This is a genomic window from Aquihabitans sp. McL0605, from assembly GCF_049993875.1.
Taxonomy (GTDB): Bacteria; Actinomycetota; Acidimicrobiia; order Acidimicrobiales; family Iamiaceae; genus Aquihabitans.
The window spans coordinates 587785-602292 of record NZ_CP188252.1 but is presented as its reverse complement, the minus strand read 5'-3'; the positions used below and the strand labels follow the sequence as shown (position 1 = coordinate 602292).

Annotated in this window: 12 protein-coding genes; 5 read left to right on the top strand and 7 right to left on the bottom strand. The window is 72.5% G+C overall.

Annotation, left to right across the window (positions count from 1 at the left end; genetic code table 11):
* Positions 1–135: 135 nt before the first annotated feature.
* Positions 136–561 carry a hypothetical protein gene (locus tag ACPPVX_RS02740; protein WP_426573354.1) on the top strand — a complete coding sequence of 142 codons (426 nt, stop codon included), beginning with the start codon at positions 136–138 and terminating at the stop codon, positions 559–561.
* A gap of 920 nt (positions 562–1481) precedes the next feature.
* Here the strand turns inward: ACPPVX_RS02740 and ACPPVX_RS02735 are convergent.
* Entirely contained in the window at positions 1482–1898 is a 417-nt protein-coding gene (locus tag ACPPVX_RS02735) for a thiol-disulfide oxidoreductase DCC family protein (protein WP_426573353.1), read from the bottom strand.
* A gap of 69 nt (positions 1899–1967) precedes the next feature.
* On the opposite strand from ACPPVX_RS02735, the gene prfB reads away from it, so the two are divergent.
* The 3 genes from prfB to ACPPVX_RS02720 all read left to right on the top strand — a co-directional run bounded on the left by prfB (position 1968) and on the right by ACPPVX_RS02720 (position 5347).
* The gene (prfB, locus tag ACPPVX_RS02730) at positions 1968–3077 is read left to right on the top strand and encodes a peptide chain release factor 2 (RefSeq protein ID WP_426573352.1); all 1110 of its coding nucleotides are present in this window, start codon (positions 1968–1970) and stop codon (positions 3075–3077) included.
* A gap of 157 nt (positions 3078–3234) precedes the next feature.
* On the top strand, positions 3235–4590 hold the full coding sequence (locus ACPPVX_RS02725; RefSeq protein ID WP_426573351.1) for a hypothetical protein: 1356 nt from the start codon (positions 3235–3237) through the stop codon (positions 4588–4590).
* A gap of 229 nt (positions 4591–4819) precedes the next feature.
* Positions 4820–5347, top strand: a complete 528-nt coding sequence (locus ACPPVX_RS02720) for a barstar family protein (RefSeq protein ID WP_426573350.1) — start codon at positions 4820–4822, stop codon at positions 5345–5347.
* A gap of 13 nt (positions 5348–5360) precedes the next feature.
* Here the strand turns inward: ACPPVX_RS02720 and ACPPVX_RS02715 are convergent, their stop codons facing one another.
* From ACPPVX_RS02715 to ACPPVX_RS02695, 5 genes are read right to left on the bottom strand one after another with little or no spacing between them, the layout of a single operon-like run.
* The gene (locus ACPPVX_RS02715) at positions 5361–6818 is read right to left on the bottom strand and encodes a glycosyltransferase family 4 protein (protein WP_426573349.1); all 1458 of its coding nucleotides are present in this window, start codon (positions 6816–6818) and stop codon (positions 5361–5363) included.
* On the bottom strand, positions 6815–7999 hold the full coding sequence (locus tag ACPPVX_RS02710; RefSeq protein ID WP_426573348.1) for a glycosyltransferase family 4 protein: 1185 nt from the start codon (positions 7997–7999) through the stop codon (positions 6815–6817). Before ACPPVX_RS02710 ends, ACPPVX_RS02715 begins: the two co-directional genes overlap by 4 nt.
* Before the next feature lie 19 nt (positions 8000–8018).
* Positions 8019–9464, bottom strand: coding sequence for a hypothetical protein (locus ACPPVX_RS02705; protein WP_426573347.1), 1446 nt, complete (start codon positions 9462–9464; stop codon positions 8019–8021).
* 40 nt (positions 9465–9504) lie between these two features.
* The gene (locus tag ACPPVX_RS02700; RefSeq protein WP_426573346.1) at positions 9505–10134 is read right to left on the bottom strand and encodes a class I SAM-dependent methyltransferase; all 630 of its coding nucleotides are present in this window, start codon (positions 10132–10134) and stop codon (positions 9505–9507) included.
* The gene (locus ACPPVX_RS02695; RefSeq protein ID WP_426573345.1) at positions 10134–11147 is read right to left on the bottom strand and encodes a glycosyltransferase family 2 protein; all 1014 of its coding nucleotides are present in this window, start codon (positions 11145–11147) and stop codon (positions 10134–10136) included. Before ACPPVX_RS02695 ends, ACPPVX_RS02700 begins: the two co-directional genes overlap by 1 nt.
* Positions 11148–11248: 101 nt before the next feature.
* Here ACPPVX_RS02695 and ACPPVX_RS02690 point away from each other — a divergent pair, with 101 nt between their 5' ends.
* On the top strand, positions 11249–12889 hold the full coding sequence (locus tag ACPPVX_RS02690) for a DUF2142 domain-containing protein (RefSeq protein WP_426573344.1): 1641 nt from the start codon (positions 11249–11251) through the stop codon (positions 12887–12889).
* Here ACPPVX_RS02690 and ACPPVX_RS02685 read toward each other — a convergent pair.
* A complete protein-coding gene (locus tag ACPPVX_RS02685; RefSeq protein WP_426573343.1) occupies positions 12810–14381 on the bottom strand; it encodes a hypothetical protein in 1572 nt (523 codons plus the stop codon). The two genes, ACPPVX_RS02690 and ACPPVX_RS02685, sit on opposite strands and share 80 nt — an antisense overlap.
* Positions 14382–14508 lie beyond the last annotated feature (127 nt).

Here is a 14508-nt window from a genome sequence, read left to right as displayed (position 1 = left end):
GAGGAAGGCACGGGCGCGCAGACGTTCGGCTCCGCTCCCCAGTGCGGATCACGACGCTACGGCGCGCGCGATTCCGGCGCCCCAGGAATTACCTCGGCCCGAGCCGGATCGCGGCCCCCGGCTACCGTCTCGACCATGGGACAGTGGGGACGACGGGCACGGGTGCTGACCACCGTGGTCCTCGTCGCGGTCACGCTGATGGGCTCCGCGAAGGGCCTCGACGACGACTTCCCGATCGGCCCGTTCCGCATGTACGCCCAGGCCCGCAGCCTCAACAGCCCGGTGAACGACACGTGGCCGTGGGCCATCGACGCCGCCGGCCACGACTTCCGGCTGAGCCAGGCCAAGCTCGGCGTCCGGCGGGCCGAGATCGAGGGCCAGCTGGGCACCTTCCAGCACGATCCCGAGCGCCTGGAGATCCTGGCCGACGCGTACGCCGAGCGGCACCCAGGGGCCCCGCCCATCAAGGTGGTGGAGATCCGCACCCGCAAGATCGCCATGCACGACGGCAAGCCCACCGGGCACGAGTGGGTGCTCGTCCGGGCCCGGTGGAAGCAGTGACCGCCCCCGCCGTGGGCCTGCCCACCGCCACCGCCACCGCCACCGGCTCCTCGCGCCTCGGGCGGTGGCTCTTCGCTCCGGTGCCGCTGAGCCGGGCGGCCGCCTTCCGCACGGTCGTCTACCTGTTCGTGATGCTCGACGCCGTGTTCTGGTCGAACACCACCAAGGCCAAGGCCGACATCTCGACGCAGCTCTACGTGCCCCTGCGCATCGCCCGGATCCTCTGGTTCATGCCCGAGCCCACCCACGCCGTGGTGACGGGGACGTTCTGGGGGCTGGTGATCCTGGGGCCCCTCGCCGCCTTCGGCCGGTTCCCCAGGGTGCTCGGCATCGCCGTGTTCCTGCTCTACCTCGAGTGGATGCTCGTCGCCATGAGCTACGGCAAGGTCGACCACGACCGGTTCGGCATCCTCATCGCCCTCGCCCTGCTGCCCACCATCGGCCGGGCCCGCCACGGCGACGCCACCCCGAGCGAGGCGGCAGGGTGGGTGTTCCGGATGGTGCAGCTGGCCGTCGTGGCCACGTACTTCCTGGCGGCGTGGGCGAAGCTGCGCTTCGGCGGCGTGAAGTGGATGTGGTCGAACACGTTGGCGTGGGCGGTGAGCCGGCGCGGCACCATGTTCAGCAAGTGGCTGCTGAACTACCCGCTGATCTTGCAGCTGACCCAGGTGGGGATGATCGCGTTCGAGGCGCTCAGCCCGCTGATCTTCTGGGCGAAGGAGAAGACCCAGCACAAGGTCGTGGCCGGGCTCTACCTGTTCCACCTGATCACGGCGCTGTCGCTCACCATCACGTTCACGCCGCACCTGGTGGCGATGCTGGCCTTCCTGCCGCTCGAGAAGGTGACGCCGATCGAGTGGGCCCGCCGGCTGGTGGCCCGGCCCGCCGCGGCCGCGGCCGCGGCCGCGGCCGGAGCGGCGTCAGTCGGCGTCGGCCTCGACGGGGTAGCGCTGGGCCTGCGGGAGGGAGCACTGGGCGGTGCCGCCGGGCATGCGGTGGCGGTTGCGGGCGATCCAGCGGTAGACGGGCCAGGCGACCCACAGGACGGGTCGGCGGCCCAGTAGCCACCCGGCCGGGTGCCACACCTTTCGGTGGCTGGCCCGCAGCAGGTCGGCGATGCCCTCGGGCCCGTTGGTGTGGCTGGTGGTGCTGGTGACCCAGACCACGCCGGTGTCGACCTCGTCGATGGTCACGCCGAGCTCGTCGATCGAAGTCCACTGCCACGGGACGACGGTGGCGCCGGTGGGGATCCACGTGTCGATGAAGCGGGCGCAGCTCGAGCAGAACGAGCAGTCGCCGTCGTAGAGGAAGGCGGGCAGCTCGGGGACGGTGGTCACGCCTCCAGTGTGGCGGACCCGCGGACGGGTTCACCATGTCCGGCCCGGATCGGGCAGGATCAATGGATCATGCGAGATGTCAGCGACGAGATCAGCGCCCTGCGCAAGCGCCACGCCGAGGCGGCGCAGTACCTCAAGATCGAGGAGCTGCGGGCCCGGCAGCCGCAGCTGGAGACCGAGGCGTCGCGCCCCGATCTCTGGGACGACGCCGACCTGGCCCGCAAGGTCACCGGCGAGCTGTCGTCGGTCAACGACGACCTCGCGCGCTACGACGCCTTCGGGGAGCGGATCGACGACGTCGAGGTGCTCGCCGAGCTGGCCCGCGAGGAGCACGACGACTCGGTGGCCGCCGAGATCGAGGCCGCGCTCACGTCGATCGCCGCCGACTTCGGCGCCCTCGAGATGCGCAGCCTGTTCACGGGCGAGCACGACGACCTCGACGTGATCTGCGAGATCCAGTCGGGCGAGGGCGGCGCCGATGCCCAGGACTGGGCCAACATGCTCCTGCGCATGTACCTCCGCTGGGCCGAGCGCCGCGGCCTCGACGTGGAGCTCGACGAGGTCTCGGCCGGCTCCGAGGCCGGCATCTCGTCCGCCACGTTCCTGGTGAAGGGCCGGCACTCGTACGGGCTGCTGCGCTCGGAGCACGGTGTGCACCGGCTCGTGCGGATGAGCCCGTTCAACGCGCAGGGCAAGCGCCAGACCGCCTTCGCCGCCCTCAAGGTCACACCCTTCCTCGAGGACGTGCCCGACATCGTCATCGACGAGAAGGACCTCCGGATCGACACCTACCGGTCGTCGGGCGCGGGTGGCCAGCACGTCAACGTGACCGACTCCGCGGTGCGCATCACCCACCTGCCCACCGGCACCGTGTCGTCGTGCCAGAACGAGCGCAGCCAGCACCAGAACAAGGACCGCGCCATGCAGGTCCTGATGGCCAAGCTGGCCGAGCTGGAGCGCCAGAAGCGCGAGGACGAGCTCAACGCCATCCGCGGCGTGCAGCACTCGGTGGGCTTCGGCTCGCAGATCCGGTCCTACGTGCTGCAGCCGTACCAGATGGTCAAGGACCTGCGCACCGAGCACGAGACCGGCAACGTCGACGGCGTCCTCGACGGCGCCATCGACGAGTTCATCGAGGCCTACCTCCGCTGGATGCGCGCCCAGTCGCTCGACGCCTGATCCCACACCTCCCGTCACGATCGGGATCGGGTTGGATGGACCGGTCCGGTCGCTGGATGTGCCAGGCTGCACCGGTCCGGCGGGCGACGCTCCTCTGCGGAGGAGGGCGCGGCTGCTGCACACCCTTCGTCCGCCGTAGCCAGGGAGCCCCTTGCGCATGTCCCACCGCACCCGCCTCGCCCTCGTCGCCGCCACCATCGGGCTGCTCGTCCCGGCCGCCATCGCCTCGTCGCCTGCCGGCGCGCTCGACCAGGACCTGGTGGTCTCCGCCGCCAGCGGGCCGCCCGGGACCGTGATCACCGTCTCATCGGCGAGCTGCGCGCCCACCGATGGGGTCTTCACGTCGATGGACGCCCGCCTGATCTCGGGCACGGCGCCCGACGAGCTGCTCGCCGGGGTGGGCAGCGCCGACGGCGGTTCGGTGTCCATCGTGGTGCCCGACTGGGTCGACCCGGCCCAGCCGGCGGTCATCGAGGCGACGTGCGCCACGTACAGCGACATCGACGGCCAGGAAGACCAGATCGACTACGACCCCGTCGCCTTCGACATCGAGCCGGGGGCCGGGCCCGCCACCCAGGTGCGGACCTTCAGCCGCACCTCGCTCCTGGCCGGCCAGGCGTTCACCGTCACCGGGTCGGGGTGCGCGTCGGTCCAGCCCGACGGGTTCGCGCTGGTGGCCATCGAGGCGGGCAGCGATCTCAGCGGCCGCTACGACAGGAACCAGGACGGGGCCGGGTTCGGCTTCGGGCAGATCGACGGCAGCGGTGACTTCGTGGCCACCGTGGGTGTGGGCGACGCCAGCGCGTGGGTCAGCATCGACGTGAGCTCGAGCGACCCGACGCCCCACATCGAGACCGGCGAGGATCCCCTCACCCTCGAGCCGGGCACGTACGCCGCCTACACCTACTGCGTCGGCGGCGACGGTGACACGTTGGTGCTCGAGCCCCAGACCTTCGAGGTCACGGGGGTGGCCCCCACCAGCGCCATCGACCTGACGGTCGACGCCGGCAGCAGCCGCGTCACCCTCGCCGGCACCGACTGCGCGCAGGGCGACGTCGAGACCGAGCTCCAGGCGGAGTCGGCTGACGATCTGACGGCCCCGGGCGCCGACCTCCGGTCCACCTCCGCACGGCGGCACGACGCCGCGCTGCGCTCGCTCGGCGCCGGTGCGGAGCTCAAGCCCGGCACCGTGCGGCGCACCGTGGCCGACGGCGCTGCCGCGGCCGGCAGCAGCACCCGAGCAGTGCCGGGGATCGACGCCGTCGAGGACACGGTGACGCCCGACGCCGACGGGGCGTGGTCCACCGGCCGCCCGGTCGGGTTCGATCACGGCATCGTGTGGGGCTTCGCCACCTGCGGCGACCCGCTGGCCGACGGGTTCTTCTACGACCCGCAGATCGTGACGATCGACGTCCCGGAGCCCCCGGTCGAGACCACCACCACGACCACCACCACCGCCCCGCCCCCGGCTCCGGCCAACGCCGTCCCCGGCACCCCCACCTACGCCGGCTGACCCGCGGGCAGCCGGTTCGTCGGGGCCGGGCGCCACCTGCCACGATCGCCGCCCCCACCGCCTACCTGTGGGAGTACCTCTGCGCGAGCGCATCGTGGGGAGGAAGCGGCTGTGCCATCCCCACTCAAGATCGGACATCTCCTCCGCCCCGATGGCACCGAGGTCCCCGCCCATCCACGGGGGCGGCGCCTCGGCGCGCGTGGGTGGGACCGCTCCTAGGCTCGGTTGCATGGCGCTGTTCGAGAAGCAGGATTGGAGTCGGACCGATCTCTCGATGCTCCAGAACGGCTCGGTGCACCTCTACTGGCGGCCCTCGGTGCTCGCCGCCGACCTCGCGTCGCTCGCCGACCTCGGCTATCAGCTGATCGAGCTCGACGCCGCCTCGTGGTCATCGGCGGCCGACCTCCACCGCGACGTGGCGGCGGCGCTGGAGTTCCCCACGTACTACGGCCGCAACATGGACGCCTTCAACGATTGCCTGGGCGACGTTGCCCTCGGTGACTACGGATGGCGCTCGGACTCGGCCGGCCTGGTCCTGGTGCTGCGTCGCTTCGACGCGTTCGTGGCTGCCGATCGGCCGACCGCGCAGCTGCTGCTCGACGTGTTCGCCGGCCGGGCGAGGATCGGCGCGCTGTTCGGCCACCAGCTCCTGTGCCTCGTCCAATCCGACGATCCCACGATCCACCTCGAGCCCGTGGGGGCCCAGGCGGTGACGTGGAACCGGGCCGAGTGGCTCACCGCGGAGCGGGAGCGCTAGCTGCGGTCGAAGCTCAGTCGGTCAGCTCGTCGGAGATGTCCTCGAGGCGGGCGTCGGTGGTCTCGGCGGCCTGGACCGACGCCTTCTGGAGGTCGATGAGCTGCTCGCGCAGGGGGTCGACCTCCCACGCGATCACGCGGCGGATCAGGCGCTTCACCGTGCTCACGCCCGGGCGCGCCGAGGTGGCCGGCGGCGGGGGGACGGCGCGGAGGCGGCGCAGCGGGGTGGCGACGTGGTCGGGGACCACCCCCGAGGCGGCAGGGCCCGTGGCCGTCTTCACCTTGATGCCGCGCTGGGCGGCGGCGCGCCGGTGGATCTCGGCCATGACGGTCTGGCGGTCGACCGGTCCGTCGAACTCCCAGGTGCTGGCGGCGGCGGCCGCCGTGCGAGGTGCGCCCGCCGCGGTGGCCATGGCGACGGCGAGGCTGGCGTTGTCGTCGACCAGGACGGTGCCGGGAACGTCGGCGAGCTGGTCGGCCAGGCCGCCGACGCGGGTGGCGATGACCGGACGGCCGTAGAGGCGGGCCCGCTCGGCGACCCCCGACGACCAGATGTGGCGGTAGGGCAGGACCACGGTGTCGGCGGCCACGATCCAGCGGTCGAACGCATCGTCGCTCACGAAGCCGAGGTGCAGGTGCACGCCGGGGACCTGGGCCTCGAGCGCCTCGAGCTCCCGCTGGTGGTCGACCGCCGAGGGATCGTCGACCCGGACCGACCCGACGATGTGCAGCGACGCGCCCTGGTCGGCGAGGCCCCGGAAGGCGGCGGCGGCCCGGTCGAAGCCCTTGTGGGGCTGGATGAAGCCGATGCACACGAAGACGTGGCCGTCGGCGGGGAGGCCGAGCGAGTGGCGGGCGGCGGCCTGGTCGGCGGCCACGCGGGCGGTGAAGTCCTCGCCGTGGTCGATGAGGCGGACCCGGTCGGCCGGGACGCCGAACTTCTCGACCATCATCCGCTGGTGCTCGGGCACGTGGACGGTGATCTCGTCGGCGGCCTTGAACACCGAGCGGGTGGCGCGGGCGGCAGCCTCGAACACCTGGGTGGCGACGATGCCGCTGCGGCTCGACACCTCGACCTGCTCGCGCGCCGACGCCCAGCGGCCATCGACCTCGTGCAGGCGGATCTCCACCTTGGGCCCGCTCTTGAAGGCGGCGGCGAGGGCGGTGCCGGTGCTGATGCGGGACGTGGGCGTGGACGGGACGGCGTAGAAGATGTCGGGGTGGAAGTGGACGATGACCCGGTCGAACCCGGCCATCAGCTTGCGCAGCGCCTTGGCGCCCTTGGGCCCCTGGAGCGCGAGGTGGTGGTGGGCGGCCGACGGGACCGGTGAGCACACCTCGACGTGGTGTCCCTGGCGGCGCAGGGCCCGGACCTGCTGCACGGTGTAGGACCCGATGCCGTCGCGCACGGGCGGGTACGGCGAGACCACGAGGATGCGCTCGGGTGAGGTGGCGGCGGATGGGGTGGTCACGGCATGGCCTCGAGGCTGGCTTCCATGCGGCTCAGCGTGTCGGGCCAGGTGTAGTGGTCGAGCACGTACTGGCGGCCGGGACCGGCCAGGGCAGCGGCCTCGTCGGGGGCTTCGGCCACGAACCGGAGGCACTGCTCGAGCTCGGTGTTGTCGTCGTAGGTGAGCCCGGCGCCGCTGCGGTCGCAGTGCCAGGCCACCACCGCGCTGGCGGCGTTGGCGATGACCGGGGTGCCGGCGAGCCACGCCTCCATCACGGTGCGGGAGAACGACTCCATGGCCGACGGCTGGAGGTAGACGGCGGCGGCGGCGAAGGCGTCGTCCTTGTCGCGGTCGCTGAGCAGGCCGAGATCGATGATGCGGCCCTCGACATCGGGCGGGACGTGCACGTCGCCCACGCCGAAGGTGACCAGGTCGAGATCGAGGTCCTCCTTGCGGATGGCCGCCACGAACCCGTCGAGCAGGGCGTCCCAGTTCTTGGCACCCTCGCGCCGGCCGCCGTAGAGCGCGAACGGGCGGTCGCTCAGGCCGTGGCGGGCGCGGAACCCGGCCGGGTCGTACACCTCGGGGACCGGCACGCCCTCTCCCAGCACCTCGGCGGGAGCGTGGGCGGGCCAGATCTGATCGAGCAGGTCGGCCTCGGGCTGGGTGTTGAGCCAGAGCTTGGCGACCCCGGTGACGAGCGGTTCGAACACCTCGAACCGGGCCTCGGGCTCATCGTGGAGGCACGGGCGCAAGATGGTGCGCTCGGGAGCCACGAGGCCGCCGGCGAACGAGGTCCAGAACAGGTACGGCGACACCACGATGGCCCGGTACTGCTCGGCGGTGTCGAGCAGGGCGTGGAACAGGTCGGGCACCCGGAGGCCGTCGTTCATCCACGACTCCTGCTGGGCGAGCGTGGGGCTGCCGCCGAGGGCCATGGTGCGCAGCAGGGCGGCGCGATCGGCGCCGGACGTGTCGTTGACCACCTTGAACCGCTGGACGCGGACGCCCTGGTCGTCGGTGGTGGCCGCGGGGTAGTGGTTGGCCCAGGTGTAGTGGTCGCGGGCGCACGTGGTGAGCACATCGACCTGCCAGCCCCGGGCGGTCAGGCCGTGCGCGACCTCGCGCAGGACCAGCTCGGCGCCACCGACCACATCGGGTCCGTACCGGGGTGGCACCAGGGCGATGCGACGGTCACTCACGAACCGAACACGGTAGTGGTCAGCGGGCTCGGGCTGGTCGACGCCCCGACCAGGCGATGGCGGCGCACAGCAGCACCAGCCCCACGGCGGCCGCCCCGAGGCCGGCGCCCCGGATCAGGCTGTTGCCGTGGGCGGTGACCAGCTCGCTGCCCGGAGGGCCCTTGGGGTTGTGCGCCAGCCAGTCGGCGGCGACCCGGGTCTGGCGCAGGGTGACGCCCGCCATCACCACCACGAGGGCTAGGCCTGCCCACCGGGTGCCGAGGCGCACGAGCGGCAGGGCCACGGCGATGGCGACGAACGGCAGGACCGGCAGCAGGTAGCGCGGGTGCGGGGCGCCGCCCCCGGCGCGGTGCTGGGCGGTGAGGACGACCGGCATGGACGAGACGATGCCGGTGCCGATCCACGCCGGGACGGGCAGGCCGCCGCCGGTGCCGCGGTTGCGGACCGCGGAGAGGGCGACGAGCACGACGGCGGCGATGACGCCGACGATCGCGATCACCAGGGCGATCTGGTACCAGCGGTACGGGTCGGTGGAGGTGGGCGCCTCGAACCGCCGGGTGACGATCGTGCGGAACGACGACTCCCACGTGCTGATCCGGGTCAGGGCGGAGAGGAGGGAGCCGCTGGGCTCGCGGCCGAACTTGTCGAACAGCGCATCGGATCCGGTGGGGTCGCCGTAGCGGTGGACGTTGAGCACGTAGAACCAGCCGCTGGTGATGAGCGTCGGCAGGGCGACCCACGCCAGCGACCAGAGCACCGGCGCCTGCCGCCGCCACCACACCCAGGCGAAGCCGAGCGCCCCGGCCGTCATCGCGAACATCAGCGTCATCGGCCGGGTGCCCCCGGCGAACGCGCACGCCAGGCCGAGGAGGATCACCGAGCGGCGGGCGTCGACGGGCGGACCGGCCCCCAGGACGCGCGCCAGCGCCAAGAGCACCGCCACCGACGCCAGGAACGACACGCCGTCGTTGAACCCGAGCGCGGCGACGAACCCGAGGTGGGGGCTGGCCGCGACGAGACCGGCAGCCACCAAGCCGATGGTGGCGTCGCCGTCGGCCAGGTCTCGCCCGAGCAGGAAGATGAGCCCGATGGCCACGCCGGTGGCGAGGACGTTGACGAGGCGCAGGCCCATCAGCGGCCCGCCGGAGATCCCGAGTGCTCGGGTGAGGGCGGACGGACCGGCGGCCAGCACGTAGGTGAGCGGCGGGTTGTTGGCCACCCAGACGTCGTGGCGCCGCTGCGGCTCGCTCAGCAGCCGGGTGCGCAGCGCCGAGCCGCCGGCGGCGCCGTCGATCGGGGTGTCGATGGTAGGGAGGTGGCCCCCCTGCACCTCGAGCACGTAGCCGGCGTGGGCCTGCTCGTCGATGAAGCGGTACGGGGGCGTGACCAGGGCCTGGTACCAGGAGCCGCCCACCAGGAGCAGCACGGCGCCGGTGACGCCGAGCGCGGCGCGGTGCGCGCTCACGAACGTGCCCAACCGCCCGATCACGTCGAACTGCCGGCCGTCAGGCGCTGCGGACGGACGCCGCCACCATGGTCCAGGGGAACGGGCTGTGCACCGAGCGGACGTCGAAGCGCCGCCCCACGAGATCGGCGAACGCCTTCTTGCCCCAGTGGTTGATGTGGCCGGGCGTGTTGCCCAGGTCCTTGACGTACTTGCCGCGGGCCAGGTTGGCGGCGCACCAGATGGGCTCGCGGGGGACCGAGACGACGACGTCGCGACGGGCCACCCGGCTCAGCTCGGCGAGGGCCAGCTCGGGGTAGGGCACGTGCTCGAGCACCTCGATGGCGAGCACCAGGTCGAACGAGCCGTCGGGGAACGGCAGCCGGCCGATGTCGCCGAACAGCGGCGAGAAGCCCTTGCCGTCCCAGTGGCCGGCGAGCTCGGGGTCGGGCAGGTCGACGCCGCAGAACGTGGCGTCGGGCCAGCGCTCGGCCAGGCGGGCGGTGACCTCGCCCTCGCCCACACCGACCTCGAGGATCCGGGCCGGGTCGGTGGCCGGGAGCGACCGGTCGAGCGCCGTGAAGAACCCGTCCATCAGCTTGCGCTCGACGGGGTTCTTGGAGGCGTACTTGTCGTACGTGTTCCCGGTCTCGACGTCTTCGCCATCGACCTCGATGGTGGTCTTGGCCATCAGGCGACCCGGTCGTCGACGGCCGTGCGGCCGCGGTGGCCCGCGGGGAACGTGGGGCCGACGTCGCGGGTGAACCCGGCGGCGGGCTGCACCTCGTGGGTGGCGCGGGTGGCGCGGCCGATGAGGTCGGCCAGCATGCCGACGACGAACACCTGGAACGACGCCAGGAAGATGAGCAGCGTGTTGATGGCCACCTTCCAGTTGTTGTCGATCACGTCGTAGATCAGCTTGCCGGTGCCCAGGAACAGCAGGAAGAAGCCGATCGGCAGGAACACGCGGAACGGGTCGAACGACAGGGTCATCCGGATGACCTGGAGCAGGTAGCGGCGGGTGTCGGACGCCCAGTGGAACTTCGACGTGCCGGCCCGGGTGGAGTAGGTGATGGGCCAGTACTTCACCGTGTACCCGTGGGCCAGGAAGGTGAGGGTGATGGTGGTGACGCAGCTGAACCCGGGGGGCAGCTGGCTCACGTACTGGAGGGCGACGTCCTTGCGGAACGCCCGCATGCCGGAGTTGAGGTCGGGGATCGGCGTCTGCACCAGGTAGCTGGCGAGCTTGCGGATGAACGCCTTGGCCGGCACGCGGAACGCCTTGTGCGTGCCCTCCTCGGTGGTGCGAGCGCCGACGACCTGGTCGTAGCCCTCCATCTCGCGGACGAGCTCGGGGATGAGGTCGTTGGGGTAGCTCATGTCGACGTCGGTCCACACCACGATGGAGCCGCGCGACGCCCGGGTGCCGTACTTGCGGGCCGAGCCCGAGCCCCGGTTGGTGAGGAACTGGATGAGCCGGATGCCCTCGATCTCGCGCAGGGCCTCGCCGGAGCCGTCGTTGGAGCCGTCGTCGATGACGATGATCTCGTAGGAGAACTCCGACGCGTCCATGGCCGCCCGGATCCGGTCGATCTCCTGGTGGAGATGGCCCTTCTCGTTGTAGACGGGGAGCACGATGCTCACGTCGATCTCGTCCACGGGCGCTGGAACGGGGGCCGTGGCAGGGTGGGCGACGTCGCTCATGGGCGTTCACGGTACCTGTCGCATCCGAACCGGACGGAATCACCAGGACGCCCGATCCCGGCTCCGAGGGCGCTCGGCCGGCCCCGTTACGCTTGCCGATCGTGCCCGACCCCGAGGTGAACCGGCCCTGGGGCGGACGCATCCCCGTCGTGGTCCTCGTGGCCACGTTGGCGTTCGGCGCCCTGGGCTCGGTGTGGTCGGTGATGGCGCCCCTGGGCGAGGCTCCCGACGAGCCCGCCCACCTGGCCCTCGTCCTCCACCTGGCCGACGGGCACCCATACCCCGACTACGACGGCCTCTACAACCAGGTGGCGATCGTCCGCCTGTGCAAGACCTACGCCTCGTCGACCCGGGCCTGCCCCAACAAGGGCGAGAAGGTCACGCAGACGTCGATGCGCCGCCACCCTGCGGCCGATGCCCCCGACAAGGCCACCCGGCCGGCCTGGGACGACGACGGTGGCGCCGCCAACAAGGGCGCCATCAACCAGATGCCCCAGCACCCGCCCCTCTACTACCAGGCCATGGCGACCGTGCTGCGGGCCGAGCGGTGGGTCGGCGGCGGGCCGTGGTCGACCGACCGGGAGCTGGCGCTGCTGCGCCTCGTCAACGTGCTGCTGATCACCCCGCTGCCCCTCCTGGCCTGGTGGGCGGCGCGGCGGTTCGGCCTCGACGAGCGGCTCGCGGTGACCGCGTCGCTCGCGGTGTTCGGCGTCCCGATGCTCACGCACCTGGGCAGCACCGTCAACAACGACAACCTGCTCACCCTCCTGTGCGCCGTGGTGGTGGCCCTGCTCGCCGGCGTGGTGCGCGGCGACCGGTCGACGCGCACCGGCGTGCTGGTGGGCGTGGCCACCGGGCTCGCCCTGCTCACGAAGGCGTTCGCGGTGGTGCTGCCGCCGCTGGTGCTGATCGCCTACCTGATCGGGGCCCTGAGCCGACGGGACGCGGCGACCAGCGCGGGCACCGCGCTCAAGCGGATGGTCCGGCCCCTGCTGGTGGCCGGCGGCGTCACCGCGGTGCTCTCCGCCTGGTGGTACGTCGGCGTCCGGGCCCGGACCGGTCGGTTCGCGCCCACCACCGAGAGCACGTCGCTCAGCTCGGCGCTGCGGCCGCCCGGCTTCCAGGCCGATCGCCTCGAGTTCACCGGCACCTTCCTGCGCAACCTCGACAACCGGTTCTGGGGCGCGTTCGGCTGGTACTCGATCCGGTTCTCCACACCGGTCGCCACGGTGTGCTTCGCGGTGGTGGCGGTCACCGTCGGCGTGGCGCTGTGGCCCCGCGAAGGGGCCGCCGGGTCGACCCGGATCCAACGGGCGTTCCTACTGCTGCCGATGGCTGCGCTCGGCGCCTTCGTGGTCCTGCGCGCCTGGTCGCTGTACGTGGAGACCAGCAAGTTCCAGTTCATCCAGGGCCGCTACCTGTTCGGCGGCATCACGGCCATCACCGTGCTCGTGGCCATCGGCGCCCATCGGCTCGCCGGCCGGTGGGCCACCGTCGTGGTGGCGGGCGCGGCCCTGGTGCTGCAGGCCGAGGCGCTGCGCCGCTGCCTCCAGGGGTGGTGGGGCGGGCCGGGGCTGGGCCCGCGCGGGCAGGTGAAGGCGATGGTGGCGTGGAGCGCCTGGCCCGGCGAGCTCGTCGCCGTGATGGCCGTGCTCGCCGTGGCTACGGGGCTGTGGTTGGCGTGGGCGCTGTGGCGCTGGATGGCGGCTGGTCCGAGCGCAGCAGGAACAGCGACACCGTGAGCGCCACCAGGGCGACGGCCACCATGGCGGCACCGGCGTAGCGCAGCCACGGCGGCCCGATGGACTGCGTGAGCGGCGACGACAGGTGCTTGGCCAGCTTGGTGGCCGTGTAGAAGCGGTTCTGGGCAGGGGTCTCGTGGGCGGCGAGCGCCACCAGGACGAAGACGGCGCCCAACCCGGCCCAGACGGTGCCGATGCGCACGAGCGGGATGGCGACCAGCGCCAGCAGCACCACCAGCGCGGGGAAGAGGTAGCGCGGGTGGATGGTGCCGCCGCCGGACCAGTGCTGGGCGGCCAGGACGACCGAAGCCGCGGCGCCCGCCGCCACGCAGGCCCAGCCGAGCGCGGGGGAGCGGGGCCGGGTGTGGTCGCGTCGGCTGCGCACCTGGTCCCACACGATGAGGCCGATGCCGGCCACCACCAAGATGGCGAGGACCCACGTGGTGACGGTCCACCAGGTGAGGGGCGGGCCGGGCACGTCGTTCTGGACCTTGCGGTTCAGCAGCGTGCGGGCCGACTTGGCCCAGATCGACGGCGTGGTCAGGGCGGTGATCGGTCCCGCCCGGGCGACGAGGCCGAACTTGTCGAAGAGCCGGTCCGACCCGGTGGGGTCGCCGTAGAGGTGCTGGCTGCGGGCGTAGAACCAGCCGTCGATGATGAGCGTCGGCAGGGTCAGCACCAGGCCGGCCCAGATCACGCCCACCTTGCGGCGGGGAGCGCCGGCCCGCCGGGCCCGCCACCAGCGCAGGACCGTGATGGCCATCGCCAGCCCGCCCGCCACGACGGCCACCACCGCCGTCATCGGCCGCACGCCGGCGGCCAGCGCGCACCAGGCCGAGAGGATCACGATCTGACGGCGGGTGGGGCCGCGCTCGGAGATCGCCACGAGCGCGTCGAACAGGCCGACCAGGCACACCAGGGCCAACCCGTCGACGAACGCGGCACCCGCGATCACCCCGACGTGGGGGACCGCCGCAAGCATCCCGGCCGCGACCAGGCCGATGCGCCGGTCGCCGCCGCCCAGGCGCCGGCCGAGGCGCGCCGCCATGGCGACCGCCAAGCCGAAGAACGCCACGTTGGCGAGGCGCACGCCCATCAGGGGGCCGCCGGGCCAGCCGAGCGCGCGGGTGAGGGCGGCGGGCGGGACGAACGCCAGGTAGGCGAGCGGTGGGTTGTTGGCCACCCACACATCGCCGTACCGGGACTTGGTGAGGTCGTAGTGCTCCTGCAGCTCCGCGCCGCCGTCCTCGACGGGGATGCGCCCGTCGATGGTGGGCAGCTCGCCGCGCTGGAGGTCGAGGACGTAGCCGATGTGGGCCTGCTCGTCGGTCAGGCGGTAGGGCGAGACCGCCCACGCCTGGTACCAGCCGGCCCCGACGACCAGCAGGGCGACGGCGGCCACGCCCAACCACCAGGCCTTCTCGGCCAGATCGGCGCCGCGCCACCGGGCCGACAGCGAGAAGCGGGAGGACTCGGCACTCGCGTCGCTCACGTCCGGAGGAGCCCGCCGAGATCACGCATCGCCGCATGCTACCGAGGTGCTGGTTCGGCGCCCGAACCCGCCTGCCGCCCCGGTTGCCGCGGCCGGAGACCCGCCCTGGGCAGGCCTCGGGCGCCCC

Excerpts from the sequence above, each read along its gene's own strand:
- prfB (WP_426573352.1), top strand. The coding sequence starts at position 1,968 with ATGCGAGATGTCAGCGACGAGATCAGCGCCCTGCGCAAGCGCCACGCC.
- ACPPVX_RS02740 (WP_426573354.1), top strand. The coding sequence starts at position 136 with ATGGGACAGTGGGGACGACGGGCACGGGTGCTGACCACCGTGGTCCTC.
- ACPPVX_RS02700 (WP_426573346.1), bottom strand. The coding sequence starts at position 10,134 with ATGGCCAAGACCACCATCGAGGTCGATGGCGAAGACGTCGAGACCGGG.
- ACPPVX_RS02725 (WP_426573351.1), top strand. The coding sequence starts at position 3,235 with ATGTCCCACCGCACCCGCCTCGCCCTCGTCGCCGCCACCATCGGGCTG.
- ACPPVX_RS02695 (WP_426573345.1), bottom strand. The coding sequence starts at position 11,147 with ATGAGCGACGTCGCCCACCCTGCCACGGCCCCCGTTCCAGCGCCCGTG.
- ACPPVX_RS02720 (WP_426573350.1), top strand. The coding sequence starts at position 4,820 with ATGGCGCTGTTCGAGAAGCAGGATTGGAGTCGGACCGATCTCTCGATG.